At 63.8% G+C, this 22,041-nt stretch carries 19 protein-coding genes; 11 read left to right on the forward strand and 8 right to left on the reverse strand.

Annotated features, from left to right (window positions below; translation table 11 throughout):
* Positions 1-587: 587 nt before the first annotated feature.
* The 3 genes from OO258_RS06860 (at position 588) to OO258_RS06870 (ending at position 4,946) form a co-directional block, all read left to right on the forward strand.
* Positions 588-1,775 (forward strand): porin, encoded by a 1,188-nt coding sequence (locus OO258_RS06860; RefSeq protein ID WP_266029359.1) that lies wholly within the window; start codon positions 588-590, stop codon positions 1,773-1,775.
* 140 nt (positions 1,776-1,915) lie between these two features.
* Positions 1,916-3,079: a nitric oxide-sensing protein NosP gene (nosP, locus tag OO258_RS06865; protein ID WP_266029361.1), complete on the forward strand. Its 1,164-nt coding sequence runs from the start codon at positions 1,916-1,918 to the stop codon at positions 3,077-3,079.
* Positions 3,048-4,946, forward strand: a complete 1,899-nt coding sequence (locus tag OO258_RS06870) for a NahK/ErcS family hybrid sensor histidine kinase/response regulator (protein WP_266029363.1) — start codon at positions 3,048-3,050, stop codon at positions 4,944-4,946. The genes nosP and OO258_RS06870 overlap by 32 nt, the downstream gene beginning before the upstream one ends.
* A 45-nt stretch (positions 4,947-4,991) precedes the next feature.
* Here the strand turns inward: OO258_RS06870 and OO258_RS06875 are convergent, their stop codons facing one another.
* The 6 genes from OO258_RS06875 to OO258_RS06900 all read right to left on the reverse strand — a co-directional run bounded on the left by OO258_RS06875 (position 4,992) and on the right by OO258_RS06900 (position 10,183).
* Positions 4,992-5,657 (reverse strand): response regulator transcription factor, encoded by a 666-nt coding sequence (locus tag OO258_RS06875; RefSeq protein ID WP_266029365.1) that lies wholly within the window; start codon positions 5,655-5,657, stop codon positions 4,992-4,994.
* A gap of 58 nt (positions 5,658-5,715) precedes the next feature.
* Positions 5,716-6,276, reverse strand: a complete 561-nt coding sequence (locus tag OO258_RS06880; RefSeq protein ID WP_266029366.1) for a PQQ-dependent catabolism-associated CXXCW motif protein — start codon at positions 6,274-6,276, stop codon at positions 5,716-5,718.
* Positions 6,277-6,444: 168 nt separating this feature from the next.
* Positions 6,445-7,236, reverse strand: a complete 792-nt coding sequence (locus tag OO258_RS06885) for an ABC transporter permease (RefSeq protein WP_266029368.1) — start codon at positions 7,234-7,236, stop codon at positions 6,445-6,447.
* On the reverse strand, positions 7,233-7,973 hold the full coding sequence (locus OO258_RS06890; RefSeq protein ID WP_266029370.1) for an ABC transporter ATP-binding protein: 741 nt from the start codon (positions 7,971-7,973) through the stop codon (positions 7,233-7,235). Before OO258_RS06890 ends, OO258_RS06885 begins: the two co-directional genes overlap by 4 nt.
* Positions 7,970-8,959 carry a YVTN family beta-propeller repeat protein gene (locus OO258_RS06895; RefSeq protein ID WP_266029372.1) on the reverse strand — a complete coding sequence of 330 codons (990 nt, stop codon included), beginning with the start codon at positions 8,957-8,959 and terminating at the stop codon, positions 7,970-7,972. The genes OO258_RS06890 and OO258_RS06895 overlap by 4 nt, the downstream gene beginning before the upstream one ends.
* A 30-nt stretch (positions 8,960-8,989) precedes the next feature.
* Positions 8,990-10,183: an ABC transporter substrate-binding protein gene (locus tag OO258_RS06900; RefSeq protein WP_266029374.1), complete on the reverse strand. Its 1,194-nt coding sequence runs from the start codon at positions 10,181-10,183 to the stop codon at positions 8,990-8,992.
* A gap of 150 nt (positions 10,184-10,333) precedes the next feature.
* Here OO258_RS06900 and OO258_RS06905 point away from each other — a divergent pair, with 150 nt between their 5' ends.
* Positions 10,334-11,608: a histidine kinase gene (locus OO258_RS06905; protein WP_266029376.1), complete on the forward strand. Its 1,275-nt coding sequence runs from the start codon at positions 10,334-10,336 to the stop codon at positions 11,606-11,608.
* A complete protein-coding gene (locus OO258_RS06910; protein WP_110743077.1) occupies positions 11,608-12,246 on the forward strand; it encodes a response regulator transcription factor in 639 nt (212 codons plus the stop codon). The genes OO258_RS06905 and OO258_RS06910 overlap by 1 nt, the downstream gene beginning before the upstream one ends.
* A gap of 102 nt (positions 12,247-12,348) precedes the next feature.
* Here the strand turns inward: OO258_RS06910 and OO258_RS06915 are convergent, their stop codons facing one another.
* Together OO258_RS06915 and exaA are read right to left on the reverse strand one after the other, a co-directional pair.
* Positions 12,349-13,008, reverse strand: coding sequence for a pentapeptide repeat-containing protein (locus tag OO258_RS06915; protein ID WP_266029379.1), 660 nt, complete (start codon positions 13,006-13,008; stop codon positions 12,349-12,351).
* 66 nt (positions 13,009-13,074) lie between these two features.
* Positions 13,075-14,970 carry a quinoprotein ethanol dehydrogenase gene (gene exaA / locus OO258_RS06920; protein WP_266029381.1) on the reverse strand — a complete coding sequence of 632 codons (1,896 nt, stop codon included), beginning with the start codon at positions 14,968-14,970 and terminating at the stop codon, positions 13,075-13,077.
* Positions 14,971-15,224: 254 nt separating this feature from the next.
* Here exaA and pedF point away from each other — a divergent pair, with 254 nt between their 5' ends.
* The 6 genes from pedF (at position 15,225) to OO258_RS06950 (ending at position 21,897) form a co-directional block, all read left to right on the forward strand.
* A complete protein-coding gene (gene pedF, locus OO258_RS06925; RefSeq protein ID WP_266029651.1) occupies positions 15,225-15,686 on the forward strand; it encodes a cytochrome c-550 PedF in 462 nt (153 codons plus the stop codon).
* Positions 15,687-15,691: 5 nt separating this feature from the next.
* The gene (locus tag OO258_RS06930; RefSeq protein WP_266029382.1) at positions 15,692-16,567 is read left to right on the forward strand and encodes a substrate-binding periplasmic protein; all 876 of its coding nucleotides are present in this window, start codon (positions 15,692-15,694) and stop codon (positions 16,565-16,567) included.
* A 21-nt stretch (positions 16,568-16,588) separates the two neighbouring features.
* Entirely contained in the window at positions 16,589-17,356 is a 768-nt protein-coding gene (locus OO258_RS06935) for a quinoprotein dehydrogenase-associated SoxYZ-like carrier (protein WP_266029384.1), read from the forward strand.
* Positions 17,357-17,396: 40 nt separating this feature from the next.
* Positions 17,397-18,329 carry a quinoprotein relay system zinc metallohydrolase 1 gene (locus OO258_RS06940; RefSeq protein WP_266029386.1) on the forward strand — a complete coding sequence of 311 codons (933 nt, stop codon included), beginning with the start codon at positions 17,397-17,399 and terminating at the stop codon, positions 18,327-18,329.
* Positions 18,330-18,462: 133 nt separating this feature from the next.
* Positions 18,463-20,250, forward strand: coding sequence for a PQQ-dependent alcohol dehydrogenase PedH (gene pedH / locus OO258_RS06945; protein ID WP_266029388.1), 1,788 nt, complete (start codon positions 18,463-18,465; stop codon positions 20,248-20,250).
* Positions 20,251-20,376: 126 nt separating this feature from the next.
* A complete protein-coding gene (locus tag OO258_RS06950) occupies positions 20,377-21,897 on the forward strand; it encodes an aldehyde dehydrogenase family protein (RefSeq protein ID WP_266029391.1) in 1,521 nt (506 codons plus the stop codon).
* Positions 21,898-22,041: the final 144 nt, after the last annotated feature.

The following is a 22,041-nucleotide window of genomic DNA, read 5'->3' on the forward strand; positions in this document are numbered from 1 at the left end:
TGTGTTCCTGTGTAACCATCTCCTGGGAAGGCTTGGACGGGGTGAAAACCGCGTCCAAGCCTCAAATGTGTAAACCATGTCCCCGGTTTACGATGTAAAGGATGTCCCCGGTCGTACACCCGCGAAGCATCCAACCCGGTGCATGGCACCGGCTCTGCCGGTGTTCGCGGGAAAAGCCCGCTCCCACAGTCGAATTGCACTAGATTCTAGAAACTGAGCAAGCCAGTTGTTTCCCCAGGTACTGCATCAGCCTCAAGCCTGCGGGGGACCTGTGGGAGCGGGCTTGCCCCGCGAAGCATCCAACCCGGTGCATGGCACCGGCTCTGCCGGTGTTCGCGGGAAAAGCCCGCTCCCACAGTCGAATTGCACCAGATTCTCCCGTTCATGCAGCAGTACTGATACCTGCCTACCACTCCTGGCTAAGCCCTAAGTCTCGAACCCAGACCCAAGCAGGTACCGGGACCAAATCACCGCGCCACACCCTCCCACCCCAAAGCACCCATCACCCCACGCCAAAGCAGCGTTTCTGGCAATTTGCCCACTTCTGATAATCGCCTCCGACATCCCGTCCCCGTTTGGAGCGCGCCATGCACAACAACAATAAGCACCTGCCGCCTCGTTTTCTCGCAGCCGCCATCGCCAGCTTTTCTGCGCTTGGCCTGAGCAGCGTCGCCGAAGCCGAGATCATGTTGTACGACAAGGACCAGACGACGTTTTCCACTGATGGCTACATCAACGCCTTCTACGTCAACAGCAAGGTCGACCGCGAGGGTGAGCAGTTCGACCGCCGCCAGTCGCGGGTGAAGATGGGCTTCCTGCCCAACTACATCGGCTTCAACATGGGCAAGCAGGTGGATGACCTGAAACTCGGTGCACGCGCCTCGTTCTGGGTCACCATTAACGACAGCGAAACCAATGGCACCGACACGGCCATCGATGTGCGTCAGTTCTACGGCACGGTGGCCAACCCCGAATGGGGCGAGGTGCTGATCGGCAAGGATTTCGGGCTATTCGCCCGTTCCAACATCCTGCTCGACGAACTGCTGGCCGGCTATGGCCAGGTCAGCGACACCTTGGGGCTGGTGGACGGCGGCGGGGTGTCGTTCGGCAACATCGGCAGTGGCTATCCGTACCCGTTCCCCACCTCGCAGATCACCTACCGCACGCCAGTGATGGACGGCCTGCGGGTGGCAGTGGGCATCATGGACCCGGTCGACACCAACGACAGCAGCCCGACCGGCAAGGCTTACCAGGAAAACCCGCGCACCGAGAGCGAGATCACCTACCAGTTCGACCTGGGTGGGGCGCAGATCTACAGCTGGGTCAACGGCAGTTACCAGACCTCGGACAATACGGACTCCACGGTAGAAACGATCACTTCCAAGGGGGTGGGTTACGGGGTGCAGGCAAAGATGGGCGGCTGGTCGCTGACCGGCTCGGGGTTCCAGGCCAAGGGCATCAACCCGTTCTTCACCAACAACGCAGGTGAGCCGGTGCTGCGCAATGTGGACAGTGACGGCTACCTGCTGCAGGGCTCGTACACGTTTGGCAAGAACCGCGTGGCGCTGTCCTATGGCAAGACCAAGGACGATGGCAACGGTGCGGTTGGCAGCGGCGCGGACTACGAGACCCGGGGTGTGGCGCTGTTCCATGACATCAACGACAACCTAAAACTGGTTGCCGAGTACAACCAGTTTTCCATCGACGGGCATGACACCAGTGCGCAGAACGAAGACACCGATACCTTTGCGGTGGGCGCGGTGTTGACCTGGTAAGTGGCCGGGGCCGCAAGGCGGCCCCGAATGACGCGGTCTTTTACGCCCATGGAACCGCCCACCCGCTACCCAAGTAGCATTCGTCACCCGCCACCTGCTCCTTAAACTGAACACTCAGCCACCCCGTGCCGGAGACCACGATGCAGCAGGCTCATAACGACGGTGTGGTCAGTGCCATGTCTCAGGCTACCGACGCACGGCTGGCCGCTCAGGACCTGGCGCGGCAGTTGCTGCACCCGCACCTGGGTTTCGTGTTGTTCTTCTGCTCCGCCGAGTACGACTTGCAGGCTTTAGGCGAAGCATTGGAACAGGACTTTGGCGGCATACGCCTGGTTGGCTGCACCAGCGCCGGTGAAATCACCCCGCTGGGCTACGGCCGCAATTGTGTGACGGCGGTGGGCTTCGATCACCGGCACTTTTCGATCGCCACCGCGTTGATCGATGAGATGGAGCGATTCAGCCTGATCGACGCGCAGCAGATGGTCGAGCGGCTGGTCGGCACCTGCCGGAGCAATACCCTGGCGCCAATCAAGGGCCACAGTTTTGCACTCACGCTGCTCGATGGCTTGTCCAGCCGCGAGGAGATGGTGCTTGCCGCACTCAGCGCAGCACTGGGCGATATCCCGCACTTCGGCGGCTCGGCCGGTGACGACAACTACCTGAACCGCACCCATGTGTATTTCGGCGGTACATTTCACAACGGCGCAGCCGTGGTGGTGCTGGTCAACACCTGGCTCGACTTCGAAGTGTTCACCACGCATCACATCCTGCCGCGCCAGGAAAAGCTGGTGGTAACCGGTGCCGACAGCGCCCAGCGCCGGGTTTTCGAACTGAATGCCGAGCCGGCGGCCGAGGAATATGCCCGCCACATCGGTGTACCCGTGGCTGCGCTCGATCACCGGGTGTTCGCCGCCCACCCGCTGGCCGTGCGCATTCATGATCAGTACTACGTGCGGGCGATCCAGCAAATGCATCCTGACCTCAGCTTGAGCTTCTACTGCGCGGTGGAGAACGGCATCGTGCTCACGGCCATGACCCCGGGCCCGCTGTTGCCGAACCTGCACCAGCTGTTCGATGGCCTGCACCAGCGTCTTGGACCGTTGTTGCTGACCATCGGTTGTGATTGTTTCCTGCGGCGTCTGGAACTGGAGGCCCATCACGGCCTGGAGCCGGTCGGCGCGTTCCTGCGCGAGCAACGGGTGATTGGCTTCAACACCTACGGAGAACAGTTCAATGGCATGCACATCAACCAGACCTTCACCGGGGTCGCCATTGCCCGCAACCGGCCGCCTGTCGGTCGCTGAACTGCAGGCCGAGCTGACCCGGCTGCAGCACCAGAACCACAAGCTGCAGCGCATCAATGACGCACTGATCGAGCGCATCGAGTCGGGCGTGACCCGGGGCAACGACCCATACGCCGCGTTCCAGCATTCGGTGGTGCTGGCCGAGCAGGTGCGCGAGCGCACCGATGCGTTGAACCAGGCCATGGCCGAGCTCAAGGCCGTCAACCGCCTGCTCAGCGAGGCCCGCCAGCGGGCCGAGACGGCCCATCAGCACCAGATTCGCCTGATTACCGACAACGTTCCGGCGCTGATCGCTTACCTGAACGCCGATCTGGTCTACGAATTCACCAACAAGGTTTACGAAGAGTGGTATTGCTGGCCGCATGGCGTGATGCTGGGCCAGAGCCTGCGCGAGGCCCACAGCGAGCAGCATTACCAGCGCCTGGAAGGCTACGTGGCGCGGGCGCTGGCGGGGGAGAGCGTAACGTTTGAGTTTGCCGAGACCAATATCAACGGCCAAGAACGCTACATGTTGCGTTCCTACGTACCGAACCGCCTGGCCAGTGGCGAAATCGTGGGTATCTTCGTGCTGATCCGCGACATCACCGAGCGCCGCAACACCGCACAGGCGTTGCACCAGGCGTATCAGCACCTGGAGCAACGGGTGCGCGAGCGCACTGCCGAACTGACCAGCCTCAACGACCAGTTGCTGCGCGAGATCGAAGAGCGCAGCCAGGCCGAGTCGCGTCTGCGCGAGGCCAAGCGCGAGGCCGAGCAGGCCAACCTGTCGAAAACCAAGTTCCTTGCTGCGGTCAGCCATGACTTGCTGCAACCGCTGAACGCGGCGCGGCTGTTCACCAGTGCATTGCTTGAGCGCGACGAACCGCAAAACGCTGCCCACCTGGTGCGAAATGTCAGCAATTCACTGGAGGATGTGGAAAACCTGTTGGGTACCCTGGTGGATATTTCCAAGCTCGATGCCGGGGTGATCAAGGCCGATGTCGCCCCGTTTGCCCTCCACGAACTGATGGACAACCTGGCTGCCGAATACGCCCAGGTGGCGCGTAGCGAAGGGTTAGCGCTGCATTTTGTGGGGTGTTCTGCCGTAGTGCGCAGTGACATCCAGCTGCTGGCACGCATCCTGCGCAACCTGCTCAGCAATGCCATCCGCTACACCCGCAGCGGGCGCGTCGTGCTGGGGTGTCGGCGCCAGCGCGGTGGCGTGCGTATTGAAGTATGGGACAGCGGCATCGGCATTGCCGAAGAGCACCTGGAAGACATGTTCCTGGAGTTCAAGCGGGGTGATGTGCAGCGCCCGGACCAGGACCGTGGGCTGGGCCTGGGCCTGGCAATCGTGGAGAAGATCGCCGGCATCCTCGGCCACCGGATCCGCGTGCGGTCATGGCTGGGCAAAGGCTCGGTGTTCGCTGTCGAGGTGCCGCTGAGCGCCACTGCACCCAAGGCCCAGCCGAGCCCGGCGATCTGCGAGCCGATGCTCGAACGCTTGCGCGGGGCGCGGGTGTGGGTGCTGGATAACGATGCGGCGATTTGTGCGGGCATGCGTACCTTGCTGGAAGGTTGGGGCTGCCGGGTGGTCACTGCGCTGTCGGAGGAAGACCTGGCGCGCCAGGTGGACAACTACCACGCCGAGGCCGACCTGCTGATTGCCGACTACCACCTGGACAACGACTGCAATGGTGTCGACGCCGTGGCGCGGATCAATGCCCGCCGCGCCCAGCCGCTACCGGCGCTGATGATCACTGCCAACTACAGCAACGATCTCAAGCAGCAAATCCGCGAGCTGGGTCACACGCTGATGCACAAGCCCGTAAGGCCGATGAAACTCAAGACGGCGATGAGCCATCTGCTGGCCAGTGGCGTGGCATAGCGTTTGGCGGCTTCGCGGGGTTACCCCCGAAGCCGCCGGAACAGGTCAACGGCGTAGATAATCAGCAAAATCGATATCGCCAGCACTGAGGATGGCTTGTACCCGGTTGTGCACATTGAGTTTGCGCAAGATCGCCGAAACGTGGGCCTTGACTGTGGTTTCGGCGATGTCCAGCGTGTAGGCGATCTGTTTGTTCGATTCGCCTTTGGTCATGCGCTCAAGCACCAGCAGCTGCTTGCGGGTCAGGGCCTGGAGCATTTCTGGCGGGAAGCTCGGGGTATCGTTGTGGCGCCGGCTGGTGCTGCTTTTCTGGGCGCGGATGATGTCGGGGGGCAGGTAGACATTACCGTTGAGGATCTGCTCGATCGCCTCGATCATCTGCGAGCGCGGTGACGACTTGGTGATGAAACCCACGGCGCCGTAGGTGATGGCCTGCAGCACGATCTGCTTTTCCTGCTCGGCAGAGACAATCACCACAGGTGTGGTCGGCGCTTCGTTGCGCAAGGTGATCAGCCCATTGAGGCCGTGCATGCCAGGCATGTTCAGGTCGAGCAGGATCAGGTCGAGGTCGTCATGCGCCTGGGTCAGGGCCAGGGCGCTGTCCAGGTCGGCGGTTTCCATGACCTCGCTGCCTTTGAAGCCATCACTGATGACATTGTGGATGGCTTCACGAAACAGGGGGTGATCGTCGGCAATCAGAATTTTGTACATGGCCTTTTCACCTTGTTTTTATTGGATGGAGCAGGGCACGCAGTTGCAGGCAAGCAAATCAGGGGAAGGGCACCGGTTGCGCCGGTTGCAATGGCAGCTCGGCCTGCTGCCAGGCGTCCAGGCCATCTCGGTACCAGTAAAGGTTGGCATAGCCCAGGGCTTTAGCGCGTTTTACCGCGTTCCAGCTCAGCCAGCAATCGGCGCGGCAGTAAAACACCACCGGTTGTTCCGGGTGCCCGGCCGTGGCTTTTTCCAGGTTATGCACGAAGTAGTTCTGCCAGGCCGGGCTCAGTTCGCCGTCGCCGGTGTTGGCCAGCCACAGGCTGCCAGGGAGGTTGGCGTGGGGCTCGTCTTCGATGAAGCGGCCCTGCAGCCATTGCCGGCGGTAGACGTCGATCAGTACCGGCGGCGGGTTCTGGCCCAGCAGGCGTTGCAGCGCGGCAGTGTCGATAACCTGGCCGCCTTCGACCTGGGCTGGGGTCGGGCTGCGGTAGAGGCTGGTGCGGTAACCGTCGGCGGAGAACAGCGGCGCCGTGTCAGCCTGGGCGATGCCTAGCGTCAGGCTCAGCGAAAGTACCGCCAGCAAAGGGCGTGGCAGCCGGGGCAGGGCACGTGGCATGGAGGTTGTTCCTTTTTGTTATGGACTCATTACATGCCAGTGGCGGTGCTTTGTGAATGCGACGATAGACAGTAAATGCAGTACTAAAGTAGTAGATGGCCGGGCGCCTGAAGGCATGGAGACGCCCAAGGCCGCTCCCACACACTATCCGCGTTACACGCCAGGTTTTCAGCGCGGCTTGCGCAGCGCTGCATGCTGGGGGTTGAAGGTGAGGATCGCCAGCAGCGTGAACAGCCCGGTCAAACCCAGGCACACCGCCAGCGCCAGCAGGTTCAGCCGCTCGTACAAGGCAAAGCGCACCAGCTCGACGGCGTGGGTAAACGGGTTTACTGCGCACAACCCGTACAGCCATTCGCTGGCCTCGCGCATCTTCCACAACGGGTACAGCGCCGACGACAGGAAGAACAGCGGGAAGATCACGAAATTCATCACCCCGGCGAAGTTCTCCAGCTGGCGGATGGCGTTCGACAGCAACAGCCCCAGGGCGCTGAGCATGAAAGCCACCAGCAGCAATGCCGGCAGGGCCATCAGCAGCCCCGCAGCCGGTGGCTGCACACCGTACAGCCAGGCAATGGCAAGGAAGGCATACACCTGTAGCAGGGAAATCAGCGAGGTCGCCAGCAACTTGCTGCCCAGCAGGAACGGCCGCGGCAAGGGGCTGGTCAGGAGCACCCGCATGCTGCCCATCTCGCGGTCATAGACCATCGACAACGAACCCTGCATACCGTTGAACAAGAGGATCATGCAGGCCAGGCCGGGAATGATATACACCTCGTAGGGGATGTACGTGTCGTAGGGCTCGATGATCGCGATGCCCAACGCTGCGCGAAACCCGGCGGCGAATACCAGCAGCCACAGCAGCGGGCGCACCAGGGCACTGAGCAGGCGCGTGCGCTGCAACACGAAGCGCAGCCATTCGCGTTGCATGATGCCGTTGAAACATTCCCAGTAAGCGTTCATTGGGCGTTGGCTCCTGAAGGCGTGCGGGTCAGGCGGGCAAAGGCGTGGTCGAGGTCGCCACCATGCTCCTGGCTCAACGCATCGGCCGTACCACTGGCCACCAGGCGCCCTTGGTGGAGTATCAGCAGGTCGTCGCTGGGCTGTACTTCGTCCAGCAGGTGGGTGGCCCACAGCACACTCAATTGCTGCTCGACGCACAGCAGCCGCAGGTGCTGGTTGAGCGCCAGGCGGCTGGCCGGGTCAAGGCCGACGCTGGCTTCGTCGAGCAGCAACAGGCGCGGCTCATGCAGCAGCGCGCGGGCAATTTCCACCCGGCGGCGATGGCCAATGTTCAGCTCGCGCACGCGATCATGACGGCGTTCGCCAAGGCCTTGGCGAGCCAGTTCCGCCTCGACGCGCCGGCTGCCTTGGCGCCGCGACAGGCCATGCAGGGCGGCGTGGTAGCGCAGGTTTTGCTCGACGCTCAGGTCCAGGTCCAGGGTACTTTGCTGAAACACCACGCCCAGCTGGCGCAGGGCCGGGCGCGGGCTAGTGCGCAATGAATGGCCACACACGTCAATGTCGCCCTGTTGCAGGTCGTACAGGCGGGTAAGCAGGGCGATCAAGGTCGATTTGCCGGCGCCATTGGGGCCCAACAGCGCGGCGAAACGCCCAGGTGCCAGGCGGAAGCCAACCTGCCTGAGTGCCTCGCGCTGGCCGTAGGCAAAACTGACGTCCCTGACTTCCAGCGCGTTCATGGGGTCACCACCACACCCCAGGGGTAGCGCCCGACTTTCACTGACTTGAGCACCTTGAGGTGTTGCGCATCGATCACCGACACATCGCCACTGACGCCGTTGGTGGCCAGCAAGCGACTCTGGTCGGGGGTGAATGCCAGTTGCCAGACCCGCCGCCCGACCAGCAGGTAGTCGAGCACCTCATAGGTCTTGGCATCGATCACTGCCACATGGTTGGCCGGCCCCAGCGCGACGAAGGCGTATTTGCCATCGGCGCTGAGCTTTATACCCACCGGCTGGACCTTGTCCGGGTGCACGCCCTTGATCTGGAAGTTCAGGGTTTTCAGCACTTGGCGCGTTGCCACGTCGAGGATGGTCACCGTGCCACCGATTTCCGCCGAGGCCCACAGTTTCGAGCCGTCCTGGCTGAACTCGACGAAGCGCGGGCGCTGGTCGACCAGGGTGCTGTCGGCCAAGGTCTGGGTGCTGGTGTCGATCCAGTGCAGCATGTTGGTGGTTTCGCTGGTGTTCACCGCCCACTTGCCATCGGGGCTCACGGCCATGCCTTCGGGCTCGATGCCCACATCGATCTGCCCCAGGACCTTGTCGGTCACGGTGTCGATCACCGTCACCAGCGCGTCGTCCTCGTTGGACACATACAACCAGCGGTCGTTGGGGTGCAGGGCGAACTGCTCGGGGTCCTTGCCGGAGGGCAACTCCTTGATGATCTGGCGCGTGGCCACGTCCATCACCTGCACCCGGTCGGAGTCGCTGGCGCAGATGTACAGCAGCTTGTTGTCATGCGACAGCAGCAGGCCCCGCGGACGCTGGCCCACCGGCAGGGTCTGGATGACCTCCAGGGTTTGCATGTCGATCAGGCTGAGGCTGTTGTCCTTTTCGTTGGACACCCAGGCAGTGGCGGCCACGGCGTGCCCGCAGGCCAGCGCCAAGGCGCCCGAGAGCAGGCTGGGGTAGAGCAGGGCCCGGGGGAAGACGGGGCGGCGCATGGCGAAATCCTTATGGTTGTGGTTATCGGCTCAGGGGTAGCTGCAGGTCACTTCGGGCTTGTCATAGCCCAGGCTGTCCATTTCGTTGAAGGGGTGCAGGAAGCCTTCCTGCGGCGACGTGCTGACCAGGGCGCGTGGCTGCACCAGCGGGATTGGCTGGCGCAGTTCGCCGTTCCACGGGCGGTAACTGAGCTTGCGGCCCTTGAACCCGTCCAGCGGCAACTGCTCGCTGAGCAACAGCTGCTGCACCGCGCGCGGCTGGGCCTGGTGCAACTTGCTGACCGCGCTGGCGACACTGCGCACGGCCATCCAGGCGGCGAAGTCGCGGTCGTTCATCCAGCGCCCGGCCTGGGCTTCGAAGCGCTTTTGCAGCTGTGCCGCGCCGAAGGTTTCCACGGTCTTGTGCCAGCCGGTAGGGGTCAGGCCCTGGGTGCCGGCCACCGGGCGCGGGTACCAGGTCTGGTAGGGCAGGTATTCGCCAAAGTCGCCGCGCTCGTCGGCCACCAGCACCACGTCGTATTCGGCCGTTTGGGTGAACAGCGGCATGTCGGCCTGGGCGCTGCGGCGCTGGTCGTTGTCGAAGGTCCAGGCCTTTTCCGCGATCAGTTGCACGCCAAAGCGTTTCATCGAGCGGCGCAGGGCGGCGGCGTAGGCCTGGTCGTCTGGCGTCTGGCCGACCACCAGCAACGCCCGCTGCCATTTGCGCAGCACCAGGAACTGCACCAGGGCATCGGCGAGCATGGCCCGGCCCGGCAGGCTGTGCAGCACATTGCCCAGGCACTGGCTGCTGCGCAGGCTGTCGTCGGGGCTGCCGGCATTGAACAGCAGGCTGTCGGGCAGGGCGGCAGACAGTGCGCGCAGGCTGGTGGCCGGGGCGTTGACCACGAACAGGCGCAGGCCCTGGTCATGCTGGGCCTTGGCCGCCTGCAGCAGCGCCTCGGGGCTGTCGACGTTGGCGTGGTTCAGCTGGAACTGCTGCTTCAGGAAGCGCCCGGTGCTGTTGCTGTCGACAATGGCCAGGTCGGCGCCTTGCAACCCGGCATCGCCGGGTTCAGGGATGATGTTGGACAGCAGCGGACCTGGGTCGGGGCGATAGCCCAGGTAGCCGATGCGTACTTGCAGCGTCTCTGCGGGCTGGCCCTGCGCGGCAGGCGTCAGGGGCGCAGACAGCGCGGCGGCCAGGGCCAGTAGGCAGGTAAGGGCAAGGTGGGCTGGCTGGCGCATGACACACTCCACGGCAGATGGCGCCAGCATAGGAAGCCCTTCGGCAGCGGGAAATATGCAGAAAGTAGCGCTCGGCCGGTACCAAGGTAGTAATTCCGTGCAGGGGCCGCAGTTTTACGATGGTCCCCAACGGCCTGAGGAGAACCGCTTGTGCGCCTTGTCAACTTGTCGGCCCTGTGGCGAGTCAACCTCTGGGTCACGTTATGCTTCGCCTTGGTGACGCTGGCATGTGCCGGGGTGCTGTTGCACCAGGCAGTGGCCGACGTCGAGCGTGAGTTGCAGTCAGCCGAAGCTGTGGTGGCGTACTTGGGCGAAACCGCTGAGCGCGACCCGGCAAGCCTGCAACCCGGTTTGACCAAGAGCCTGCGCCATGTGCGTGTGCACTGGCTGGCACCGGGTGAGGTGCCAACGCTGCCGCAAGAGGCCGGTATGGATGCCTGGCTTGGCCGCCAGTTGGTCGGTGAGCGTTACCAGGGCAGCCGGTTGCTGGACTTGACTGATGGCCGCCGCGTGTTGATTGCCGTGGATGCGCGGGATGAAATCGATGAAGTCTGGGACTCCCTGCAGCAACTGCTAGGCGTTTGTGGGCTGGCATTGTTGTTGAGCCTGTTGACCATCCGCTGGGCGGTGCGGCGGGCCATGGGCCTGCTGGATGAGCTGCTGGGGGCCTTGCACCAGGTGTCGGGCGGACAATTGACGGCGCGCCTGCGCGAGGCCGGCTTGCCGGAAGCGCGCCAGTTGGCGAAACACTTCAACCGCATGGCCGCAACCCTGGAGCAGGCCCAGGCCGACAATGCCCAACTGACTCAGGCTCTGCTGGCAGTGCAGGAGCAGGAGCGTACCCAGTTGGCGCAGACCCTGCACGATGATCTGGGGCAATACCTGGCAGGCATGCGTGCCCAGCTGTGCCTGTTGCGTATGGTGGCCGAACAGCCTGAACGGGTGACACAGACGGCGCACGCCCTTGAAGTCAATTGCGAGCGCCTGCAGCAAGGCTTTCGCGCGCTGGTGCACAACTTGTATCCGGTGGCGCTGCATTACATGCCGCTGGCCGAGGCCTTCGGGCTGTTGGTGAGCCAGTGGCAGGCCAGCCAGGGCATCGAATGCCGGCTGCGGGTTGGTGAACATCTGCCGGCGCTGCCTGGGGCGAGCAGAACGCATTTGTACCGCTTGCTGCAGGAGGCGCTGACCAACGTCTCCCGGCATGCCGGTGCCACCCAGGTGCGGGTACGCCTGCAGCGCAGTACCAAGGGCTTGCGCCTGTTCATTCGCGACAACGGCTGTGGCGCTTGCCAGCCCCGTCGTCCAGGGGTAGGCCTGCACTCGATGGCGGAGCGGGCCCGCAGCCTTGGGGGGGAGTTACGCATTTTCAGCCGCCCGGGGGCTGGCTGGGCGCTGGCCCTTAACATTCCGGAGGAGGTGTGATGAATATCGTGTTGGTCGATGACCACGCCGTGGTCCGCCAGGGCTACGCCAGCCTGCTGCGGGCGGTGCTGCCATTGGTGCAGGTGCGTGAGGCCGCCAGTGGTGAAGAAGCGCTGGCCAGGGTGCAGGAGCAGGTACCCAACCTGGTGATCATGGACTTTGGCCTGCCCGGTATCAGTGGCCTGGAAACCACCCGTCGCCTGCGCCAGCGCCTTCCGCAGTTGCGGGTGTTGTTTTTCAGCATGCACGACGAGCTGCCGCTGGTGCGCCAGGCGCTGGAGGCGGGGGCTTCGGGCTACCTGACCAAGAACTCGGCGCCTGAGGTGCTGATCGAGGCGGTGCAGCGGGTATTGGCCGGGCATGCCTACATCGAACAGCCCCTGGCCACACAGCTGGCTTGCAGGTCACAGCAAAGCACCGGTGACCCGCGGTTACAGCGCATGACCCAGCGCGAACTGGAGATCTTCACGATGCTGGCAAAGGGCACCCCGGCGCGGGTAATTGCCGAGCAGTTGTGTATCAGTGCCAAGACCGTGTCCAACCACCTGACCTTGCTCAAGAGCAAGATGCAGGTCAGCTCGCATGCCGAGCTGGTGCATCTGGGGATTGACCTGGGAGTGGTGCGGGTGGCGGGGTGAGGTGAGCGCCTGGCTTTGGAGGTTCAGCGCCTGTGAGATCGAGCGCCGCCCGCGCGGCGCTCGATCTCACAGGCCCTGAACCTGCCACGGCGAACCCCCCACTCATTTATCCCAGGTCTCAGGGCAACCCCTGCACCCCTCCATATTGGCCTCCTGAAAGTTCCCGTAATGCTGCCGCGCCCCGCGCAAATCGGCGCGTGCCAAGTTGCTCTGGCCAAACTTGGCCTCCTGCAGGTTGGCATCGCCCAGGTTGGCCTCTTGCAGATCGGCTTTGCTCAACCAGGCCATTTCCAGGTCCGCCGCCTGCAAGTTGGCCTGCGTAAGCTTTGCCCCGGACAGCCTGGCGAACTGCAGGTAGGCTGCGCGCAAGTCCGCCTTTGCAAACTGTGCGCCTTGGGCGAACAAGCCCCAGCCTTGAATAGCTACCAGCTTGCTGTTGCTCAGGTCGGCCAGGCGCAGATTGCTCTGTTGCAGGCTGGCGCGGGTCAGGTTGGCACCTTGCAGGCGGGCTTTTTCCAGATTTGCCAGGTCCAGCTGGGCATGACGCAGGTCGGCCTCACGCAGGTCGGCACCGGCCAGGTTCATCTTGCGCAGGTCCTGGTTGGCCAGGTTGGCGCCGCGCAGGTTGGCCCCTGGGCACTGGCTGGCTTCGGCGATCACGCAGCCGTTGATGACCAAGGGGGCATCGTTGCCGGCGTCGTCGGCGTTCACTGCCAGGGCAGGGGACAGCGCCAGCAGCAAGGTAAAGGGCAGGTAATTCATGGTGAAAGCCTCTGGGCAGGTCAAGGTCAGAAACGGGGAGGGGCGCAGGCCGCTCCCCGCTGCAGGTCAACGCTGTGCAGTCTGGTTGTCCCAGCTCGGGATCTTGAACACCCAGAAAGAACCACCCTGAGCCACCGGTTTGGTCAGCTCGGCCATGTCGCCGCCCCACAGTGGTACTGCACCGCCGTAGCCCACGGTCACGCCGATGTACTGCTCGCCGTCCTGTTCCCAGGTGATGGGCGGCGAGACGATGCCGCTGCCGGTCTGGAACTTCCACAATTCCTTGCCGGTCTTGGCGTCGAAGGCCTTGAAGAAGCCATCGCCGGTACCGGTGAACACCAGGTTGCCCTTGGTTGCCAGCACCCCGGCCCATAGCGGCAGGTGCTCCTTGTGTTCCCACACCAGCTTGCCGGTGGATGGGTCCATGGCGCGCAGGGTACCCACGTGGTCGTCGTACATGCGCTTGATGCGGAAGCCCATGCCCAGGTAAGCCGAGCCTTTCTTGTAGTTCACTTCCTCGGTCCAGTACTCCTCTTTCCACTGGTTGCCGGGGATGTAGAACAGGCCGGTATCCTGGCTGTAGGCCATGGGGTTCCAGTTCTTGCCGCCCAGGAACGGCGGCGACACCTCAACCGGCTTGCCCTTGGTTTCCCCCGGCAGCGGCTTGGCTGGGCGTTGGCCGGGGTTCTCCACTGGGCGCCCGGTCTTCAGGTCGATGTGACTGGCCCAGGTGATGTTGTCGACGAAGGGGAAGGCGTTCTGCAGCTTGCCGTTGTTGCGGTCGACCACGTAGAAGAAACCGTTGCGGTCGGCATGGCCGGTAGCCTTGACCAGCTTGCCGTCCTTGTCCTTGTAGTCGAACAGCACCAGCTCGTTGTTGCCGGAGAAGTCCCAGGCATCGTTGGGGGTGTGCTGGTAGAACCACTTGACCTCGCCGGTACTCGGGTCGACACCGACCTGGCCAGAGGTGTACAGGCTGTCGAAGTCATGCGGGTTGCCGTCCTTGGACGTGCGCGCCCAGGTATTCCAAGGGCCTGGGTTGCCGGCGCCGACGATGATGGTGTTGGTTTCGGGGTCGAAGCTCGCACTTTGCCAAGGGGCACCGCCGCCGTGGCTCCAGGCTTCGACCTTACCGGTTTCGGTGGTCGGGTCGTCCGGCCAGGACGGCGCCTTGACGTCGCCGGTCGGGGTGCTGTCCTTGCCGTTCAGGCGGCCCATGTGGCCCTCGACGAAGGGCCGCATCCACACCTCTTCGCCGGTGTCCGGGTCCCGCGCGAACAGCTGGCCGACCACGCCGAATTCATCACCGGAGCTGCCGTGGATCAGCAGCACCTTGCCGCTGGTCTTGTCCTTGATCAGCACTGGCGCACCGGTCATGGTGTAGCCGGCGCTGTGGTCGCCGAACTTCTTGTTCCACACCACTTTGCCGGTGCGCTTGTCGAGGGCGATGACCCGCGCGTCGAGGGTGCCGAAGTAGATCTTGTCGCCGTAGATCGCCGCCCCGCGGTTGACCACGTCACAGCACGGACGAATGTTGTCGGGCAGGCGGTGGTTGTAGGTCCACAGGCGTTTGCCGGTCTTGGCATCGAGGGCGAATACCCGCGAGTACGAGCCGGTGACGTAGACCACGCCGTCGCTGACGATGGCCTGGGACTCCTGGCCGCGCTGCTTTTCATCGCCGAAGGAGTACGACCAGGCCGGGGTCAGCTTGAACACGTTCTTGTCATTGACCTGGGCCAGCGGGCTCCAGCGCTGGGCGTTGGTGCCCATGCCGTACTGCAGCACGTCGCTGGTGGTGAGGTGGTCGTTGGCGATGTCTTCCCAGGTGACATTCTTGCCGGCAGGTGCCGCTGGGGGGGTGGCCGCTGTTGCCACGCTGCCCAGGGCCAGGCTACCGGCCATCAGCAGCACGCGAACGCTCAGGGCCAGAGGGGAAAGGGCGGGTAGCGATCTTATTGTCATGGTTGCAGTTCCCAATGGAGGTTTTGGCCTGCACAGGGTGGGGCGCAGTGGCGCTTGCGGGATACGGAAAATGTCCCGCCCTTGCCGGGAAGAGTTCCCGGCCGGCACCTCATTTGGCCGTTCGCCACAAGCCCTACTACCAAGGGAGTAAGGCCCGGCCACCAAAGCAGCATTCGGCCGCCTGCGAGGTGTTTTTAAGATGGCGGCACGGCCTCTGTGGTTGAGGCTTTGCGTGCAATGGTGAGGGCATGACAATGACAATAAAACCCAATGTGTTGCTTGCTGCAGGTCTGTTGGCCGGGGCTGTGTTGACCGGCACGGCCTGGGCCCATGGCAATGTGGTCCCGCAGGCGGTGGAGACCCAGGGCCTGACCCCAATCAAGGACGCTGGCGTGAGCCTGGACGGTGACGGCTGGGCAGCGGTCAACCCTTACCGCAGTTCGCCTGAGCACGACAAAGCGGTGGAGATCGGCGCCTCGGCCTACAACCAGAACTGCGCGGCCTGCCATGGCCTGGAAGCCAAATCTGGCGGTATTGCCCCCGACCTGCGCCTGCTCGATGCCGGCGACGCCGGCGATGAATGGTTCGTCGAGCGCGTGCGCCACGGCGCGGTCCGCGACGGCCGCGTGTACATGCCGAAAATGGCCGATTACCTGAGCCAGGAAGCCCTGTGGGCGGTGCGCACTTACCTGGACAGCGTGCACGTCGAGGAGTGACGGCCATGCGCCTGATGGCGGTGCTGTTCACGGGCCTGTTGCTGTGCTGTGCAGCGGCCCAGGCGCAGGTGCGCAGCTACGACACGATCATCGCTGCCGGTGAGCTGAAGGTGGCGGTGTACAAGGACTTTGCGCCCTACAGCTTCCAGGACCAGGGCCAGCCGCGTGGTGTGGATGTGGAGCTGGCCCAGGCGCTGGCCGAGGCCATGGGCGTGCGCCTGCAATTGATCTGGGCCCCCCCTGGGGAAAAGCTCGACGACGACCTGCGCGATTACATTTGGCGCGGCAGCCCGCTGCGCCACCAGCAGTTGGCCGACCTGATGATGCGGGTGCCGTACGACCACGACTACACACAGAAGCGCAACGAACTGGGTGAGCTGGAAAACGGCCAGGTGGTGATGTTCGGCCCTTATCAGGAAGAGCGCTGGCAAGTGGCCTACGACCGCCGCCGGTTGGCCTCGGTGGCCAGTGTCGCCGTGTTCCAGCAGCACCCGATCGGCGTCGAGGTAGACAGTGTGCCGTCGTTCTACCTGACCTCGGTTTTCAACGGCATGCTCAGCGCCAGAACCCATCATTACCCCAGCGTTCAGCAGGCCTTTGCGGCCATGCACGCCGGCCAGGTGGATGCGGTGATGGCGATGCGTGGTGAAGTTGACTGGCAACTGCATCAGGCCGCTGACCCGCAACTGGCGTTGGCGGAAAACGCTTACCCGAACCTTGGCAAGCAAGCCTGGGAGATCGGCATGGCGGTGCATGAGAGCAACCGGCAACTGGCCTATGCGGTGGAGGAGGCGCTAGAGGCGTTGATCCGGGATGGGCGGATGCAGGCGATTTATGCCCATTACGGCCTGCGCTATCAGACGCCGGAAATGTATCGGTAGTGCTCATCAAAGGAGTGGACGATGAACTGGCGAGCGACTGTCCTGCTGGTGTGCTGGATGCCCTGGGCCGCCCAGGCCTTGGCCAGCGAGCCCAGTGCCAGCAAGGACCCGGTACCGTCGGCGATGTGGGACTTCTACCATAAGCAACTGCTCGGCCAGGCACCGTTCGTGTTCGATGACCGGGTCAAGCTGCTGGCCCCACCCTTTGCCGAGGACGCACGCCAGGTGCCGCTGGAGATCGATGCCCGGGCGTTTACCGGCGAGGTGGTGCGTATCATCGCCTGGGCGGAGCTCAACCCGTTGCCGCGCATTGTCGACTTTCGGCCCGGCGAGCGTGTGCTGCCCTGGTTGTCGATCCGTATCCGTATCGAGCAGGCCACGCCGCTGCGCGCGGCCGTGCTTACCCGCGACGGCCTGTGGCATGTCGGCTCTACCCTGATCGATGCTGCCGGCGGCGGCTGTACTGCGCCCAGCGTGGTGCGCACCCAAGCCGGCTGGGAGGAACACCTCGGCGAGGTGCTGGGTGGGCGCTACAGACGCGGCGATAGCAGCCGCTTGCGCTTGCAGGTGAGCCACCCGATGGACAACGGCCTGGTCAGTGGTATTCCCGAATTCTTCCTCAACCATGCGCAGTTGCAAGGCGCCGATGGCCAGCCCCTGGCCAGCCTGGAACTGTACCCGGCGGTCAGCGAAAACCCCAATCTGGGCTTCGATGTCCTGGGCCCCGGGCCAACCCGGCTGCTGTTGCAGGACAACAGCGGCAACCAGTTCGAGGCGGCGCTGCCCTGAGCGCCAGGCCTGACCCTTTACCCGACCCGAGGCACCTGCCATGCGCTGGATCCTGCTGTTGCTGCTGTGCCTGGGGCTGCCGGCCCAGGCAAACCTGGAATACGGGCTGGTGCCCCGGCAGATTGCCGAGGGCACCTGGTTGCTGGAAGGCAGTACCGACAATTTTGCCAAGGCCAATGGCGGCAATGTGGTCAACACCGCGTTCATCATTACCGACGCGGGTGTGGTGGTGATCGACAGCGGGCCGTCGAAGCGCTATGGCGAGGCGTTGCGCCAAGCCATTGCCACCGTCACCGACAAGCCGGTGCTCGAAGTGCTGCTGACCCATCATCACCCAGACCACGCGCTGGGCAACCAGGCCTTTGCCGATGTGCCCATTGGCGCCTTGGCAGGTACCGCTGAGTTACTGCGTCAGCAGGGGGATGCCATGGCCGAAAACATGTACCGCCTGGTCGGTGACTGGATGCGGGGCACCGAGGTGGTGTTGCCGAGCCGGGTAGTGGAGCCCGGTATCCGTGAAGTCGGTGGGCACCGCCTGCGTTTGCTCGGGCTGAGTGGGCATACCGGCGCTGACCTGGCGATTCTCGATGAATCGACCGGGGTGCTGTTCGCTGGCGACCTGGTGTTCTACGAGCGTGCCCTGACGACGCCCAACAGCCCGGGGCTGGACGTTTGGCTCAAGGACCTCGAGACCTTGCAGGCGCTGCCCTGGAAGCAGCTGGTGCCCGGGCATGGCCCGGTGGCCAGCGACACCCGGCCGTTTACGCAGATGCGCGATTACCTGGGCTGGCTGGATAGCCTGCTGCGTGAGGGCGCTGCGCGTGGCGATGACATGGCCGAGATGATCCGCAGCCCGATCCCCGAGCGGTTTGCCGGGGTCAGCCTGACCCGGTATGAGCTGATTCGCAGTGTCAGCCATCTGTATCCGCGTTACGAGCGCCAACAATTCCGGCGCGTTGACGCCAGGCACTGACGCGCCTGCCCTGTACCAAGGAACTAGAAAACTCCGCACTCCTGGCAATTGTTGGCGAACAGGCCGCGACCAAGAATTCTCGGCACACCGGGAAATTTTCCCGGACACAACAAAAAAACCAAAGGTAGCCGACATGACCCGATCCGCACGTCGTCCCGCGTTCGCCCAGAGCCTGGTGCTCAGCGCCTTGCTGCTGGCCGGCGCGGCCCACGCCGCCGTCAGCAATGAAGAAATCCTCCAGGACCCGAAGAACCCGCAGCAGATCGTCACCAACGGCCTGGGCGTGCAGGGCCAGCGCTACAGCCCGCTGGACATGCTCAACAGCAACAACGTCAAGGAGCTGCGGCCGGTCTGGGCATTCTCCTTCGGTGGTGAGAAGCAGCGCGGCCAGCAGGCCCAGCCGCTGGTCAAGGACGGCGTGATGTACCTGACCGGCTCCTATTCGCGGGTGTTCGCCGTGGACGCCCGCACCGGCAAGAAACTCTGGCAGTACGATGCCCGCCTGCCGGACGACATCCGCCCGTGCTGTGACGTGATCAACCGGGGCGTGGCGCTGTACGGCGACCTGGTGTTCTTCGGCACCCTGGACGCCAAGCTGGTGGCACTGAACAAGGACACCGGCAAGGTGGTGTGGAGCAAGAAGGTGGCCGACCACAAGGAAGGCTACTCGATCAGCGCCGCGCCGATGATCGTCAATGGCAAGCTGATTACCGGCGTGGCCGGCGGCGAGTTCGGCGTGGTGGGCAAGATCCAGGCCTACAACCCGGAGAACGGTGAACTGCTGTGGATGCGGCCGACCGTGGAAGGGCACATGGGTTATGTGTACAAGGACGGCAAGGCGATCGAGAACGGGATTTCCGGCGGTGAGGCGGGCAAGACCTGGCCTGGCGACCTGTGGAAGACCGGCGGCGCCGCGCCTTGGCTGGGCGGCTACTACGACCCGGAAACCAACCTGATCCTGTTCGGCACTGGCAACCCGGCGCCGTGGAATTCGCACCTGCGCCCGGGTGACAACCTGTATTCCTCGTCGCGCCTGGCGCTGAACCCGGATGACGGCACCATCAAGTGGCACTTCCAGAGCACGCCGCACGATGGCTGGGACTTCGACGGCGTCAACGAGCTGATCTCGTTCAACTACAAAGATGGCGGCAAGGAGGTGAAGGCCGCCGCCACCGCTGACCGCAACGGCTTCTTCTACGTGCTGGACCGCACCAACGGCAAGTTCATCCGCGGCTTCCCCTTCGTCGACAAGATCACCTGGGCCACCGGCCTGGACAAGGATGGCCGGCCAATCTACAACGAAGCCAGCCGCCCGGGCGCGCCGGGGAGTGAAGCCAAGGGCAGCTCGGTATTCGTCGCCCCGGCCTTCCTCGGTGCCAAGAACTGGATGCCGATGGCCTACAACAAGGACACCGGGCTGTTCTACGTGCCGTCCAACGAGTGGGGCATGGACATCTGGAACGAAGGCATCGCCTACAAGAAGGGCGCGGCGTTCCTGGGGGCCGGCTTCACCATCAAGCCGCTGAACGAGGACTACATCGGGGTGCTGCGTGCCATCGACCCGGTCAGCGGCAAGGAAGTGTGGCGGCACAAGAACTACGCGCCGCTGTGGGGCGGTGTGCTGACCACCAAGGGCAACCTGGTGTTCACCGGCACGCCGGAGGGCTTCTTGCAGGCGTTCAACGCCAAGACCGGCGACAAGGTCTGGGAATTCCAGACCGGCTCTGGCGTGCTCGGCTCGCCGGTAACCTGGGAAATGGACGGCGAGCAGTATGTTTCGGTGGTGTCCGGCTGGGGCGGCGCGGTGCCGCTGTGGGGCGGTGAAGTGGCCAAGCGGGTGAAGGACTTCAACCAAGGCGGCATGCTCTGGACCTTCAAATTGCCCAAGCAGTTGCAGCACACCGCAAGCGCCAAGCGCTGAGGCCCAGACCCTACTACCAAATGACGAGAGCCCCGCTGCCAACGATGCATTCGCCCGGCACGCGGGGCTTTCTACCATTGAAGCATCGCCTGTCGTGGGACAGGCATCGACCCGCAGAGGCTCAGCATGATCTACGCACAACCCGGAACTCCAGGTGCCGTCGTATCCTTCAAACCCCGCTACGGCAACTTCATCAATGGCGAGTTCGTGGCGCCGCTGGCTGGCCAGTACTTCACCAACAGCTCGCCGGTCAATGGCCAGCCGATCGCCGAATTCCCCCGTTCTACCGCCCAGGATATCGAGCGTGCGCTGGATGCCGCGCATGCCGCGGCCGACGCCTGGGGCAAAACCTCGGTGCAGGACCGTGCCCGGGTACTGCTGAAGATCGCCGACCGCATCGAGCAGAACCTGGAAGTGCTGGCGGTTACCGAAACCTGGGACAACGGCAAGGCCGTGCGCGAAACCCTGAACGCCGACGTGCCGCTGGCGGCGGATCACTTTCGTTATTTCGCTGGCTGCATTCGCGCGCAGGAGGGCGGGGCTGCCGAGATCAACGAAGGCACTGTGGCCTATCACATCCATGAACCGCTGGGTGTGGTCGGGCAGATCATCCCGTGGAACTTCCCGCTGTTGATGGCGGCCTGGAAGCTTGCCCCGGCCCTGGCCGCCGGCAACTGCGTGGTGCTCAAGCCAGCTGAACAGACGCCGCTGTCGATCACCGTGTTTGCCGAGCTGATTGCCGACCTGTTGCCGGCAGGCGTGTTGAACATTGTCCAGGGCTTTGGCCGTGAAGCGGGCGAGGCCCTGGCTACCAGCAAGCGGATTGCCAAGATCGCCTTCACCGGGTCCACCCCGGTGGGCTCGCACATCATGAAGTGCGCAGCCGAGAACATCATCCCGTCCACCGTCGAACTGGGCGGCAAATCGCCCAACATTTTCTTCGAAGATATCATGCAGGCCGAGCCTGCGTTCATCGAGAAGGCGGCCGAAGGCCTGGTGCTGGCGTTCTTCAACCAGGGCGAGGTCTGCACCTGCCCGTCGCGGGCGCTGATCCAGGAGTCGATCTACGAACCGTTCATGGCCGAGGTGATGAAGAAGATCGCCAGGATCACCCGCGGCAACCCGCTGGATACCGAGACCATGGTGGGGGCGCAAGCTTCGGAGCAGCAGTACGACAAAATCCTCTCGTACCTGCAGATCGCCCGGGAGGAGGGTGCACAGTTGCTGACCGGCGGGGCTGCCGAGCGCCTGCAGGGTGACCTGTCCAGCGGTTACTACATCCAGCCGACCCTGCTGAAGGGCCACAACCGGATGCGCGTGTTCCAGGAAGAAATCTTCGGCCCAGTGGTGGGCGTCACCACCTTCAAGGACGAAGCTGAAGCCCTGGCAATCGCCAACGACAGTGAATTCGGCCTTGGTGCCGGCCTGTGGACCCGCGACATCAACCGCGCCTACCGCATGGGCCGTGGGATCAAGGCCGGGCGGGTATGGACCAACTGCTACCACCTGTACCCGGCGCATGCCGCGTTTGGGGGCTACAAGAAGTCGGGTGTGGGGCGTGAGACGCACAAGATGATGCTGGACCATTACCAGCAGACCAAGAACCTGCTGGTGAGCTACGACATCAATCCGCTGGGCTTCTTCTAGGCCGGGTCGGGGCCTTCGCGGGTCGCCCGCTCTCACAGGTTCACCGTTGGTTCCAGAACCGGCGCAGGACCTGTGGGCTCGGGTTCATCCGCGAAGAGGCCGGCACTCGCCAATGCCTACCCGTACCATCGCACCCCGCAAGCT

The organism is Pseudomonas sp. DCB_BI (assembly GCF_026240995.1).
Classification (GTDB): domain Bacteria; phylum Pseudomonadota; class Gammaproteobacteria; order Pseudomonadales; family Pseudomonadaceae; genus Aquipseudomonas.

Excerpts from the sequence above, each read along its gene's own strand:
- OO258_RS06860 (WP_266029359.1), top strand. The coding sequence starts at position 588 with ATGCACAACAACAATAAGCACCTGCCGCCTCGTTTTCTCGCAGCCGCC.
- nosP (WP_266029361.1), top strand. The coding sequence starts at position 1,916 with ATGCAGCAGGCTCATAACGACGGTGTGGTCAGTGCCATGTCTCAGGCT.
- OO258_RS06875 (WP_266029365.1), bottom strand. The coding sequence starts at position 5,657 with ATGTACAAAATTCTGATTGCCGACGATCACCCCCTGTTTCGTGAAGCC.
- OO258_RS06880 (WP_266029366.1), bottom strand. The coding sequence starts at position 6,276 with ATGCCACGTGCCCTGCCCCGGCTGCCACGCCCTTTGCTGGCGGTACTT.
- OO258_RS06885 (WP_266029368.1), bottom strand. The coding sequence starts at position 7,236 with ATGAACGCTTACTGGGAATGTTTCAACGGCATCATGCAACGCGAATGG.
- OO258_RS06890 (WP_266029370.1), bottom strand. The coding sequence starts at position 7,973 with ATGAACGCGCTGGAAGTCAGGGACGTCAGTTTTGCCTACGGCCAGCGC.
- OO258_RS06895 (WP_266029372.1), bottom strand. The coding sequence starts at position 8,959 with ATGCGCCGCCCCGTCTTCCCCCGGGCCCTGCTCTACCCCAGCCTGCTC.
- OO258_RS06900 (WP_266029374.1), bottom strand. The coding sequence starts at position 10,183 with ATGCGCCAGCCAGCCCACCTTGCCCTTACCTGCCTACTGGCCCTGGCC.
- OO258_RS06910 (WP_110743077.1), top strand. The coding sequence starts at position 11,608 with ATGAATATCGTGTTGGTCGATGACCACGCCGTGGTCCGCCAGGGCTAC.
- OO258_RS06915 (WP_266029379.1), bottom strand. The coding sequence starts at position 13,008 with ATGAATTACCTGCCCTTTACCTTGCTGCTGGCGCTGTCCCCTGCCCTG.
- exaA (WP_266029381.1), bottom strand. The coding sequence starts at position 14,970 with ATGACAATAAGATCGCTACCCGCCCTTTCCCCTCTGGCCCTGAGCGTT.
- pedF (WP_266029651.1), top strand. The coding sequence starts at position 15,225 with ATGACAATAAAACCCAATGTGTTGCTTGCTGCAGGTCTGTTGGCCGGG.
- OO258_RS06930 (WP_266029382.1), top strand. The coding sequence starts at position 15,692 with ATGCGCCTGATGGCGGTGCTGTTCACGGGCCTGTTGCTGTGCTGTGCA.
- OO258_RS06935 (WP_266029384.1), top strand. The coding sequence starts at position 16,589 with ATGAACTGGCGAGCGACTGTCCTGCTGGTGTGCTGGATGCCCTGGGCC.
- OO258_RS06940 (WP_266029386.1), top strand. The coding sequence starts at position 17,397 with ATGCGCTGGATCCTGCTGTTGCTGCTGTGCCTGGGGCTGCCGGCCCAG.
- pedH (WP_266029388.1), top strand. The coding sequence starts at position 18,463 with ATGACCCGATCCGCACGTCGTCCCGCGTTCGCCCAGAGCCTGGTGCTC.
- OO258_RS06950 (WP_266029391.1), top strand. The coding sequence starts at position 20,377 with ATGATCTACGCACAACCCGGAACTCCAGGTGCCGTCGTATCCTTCAAA.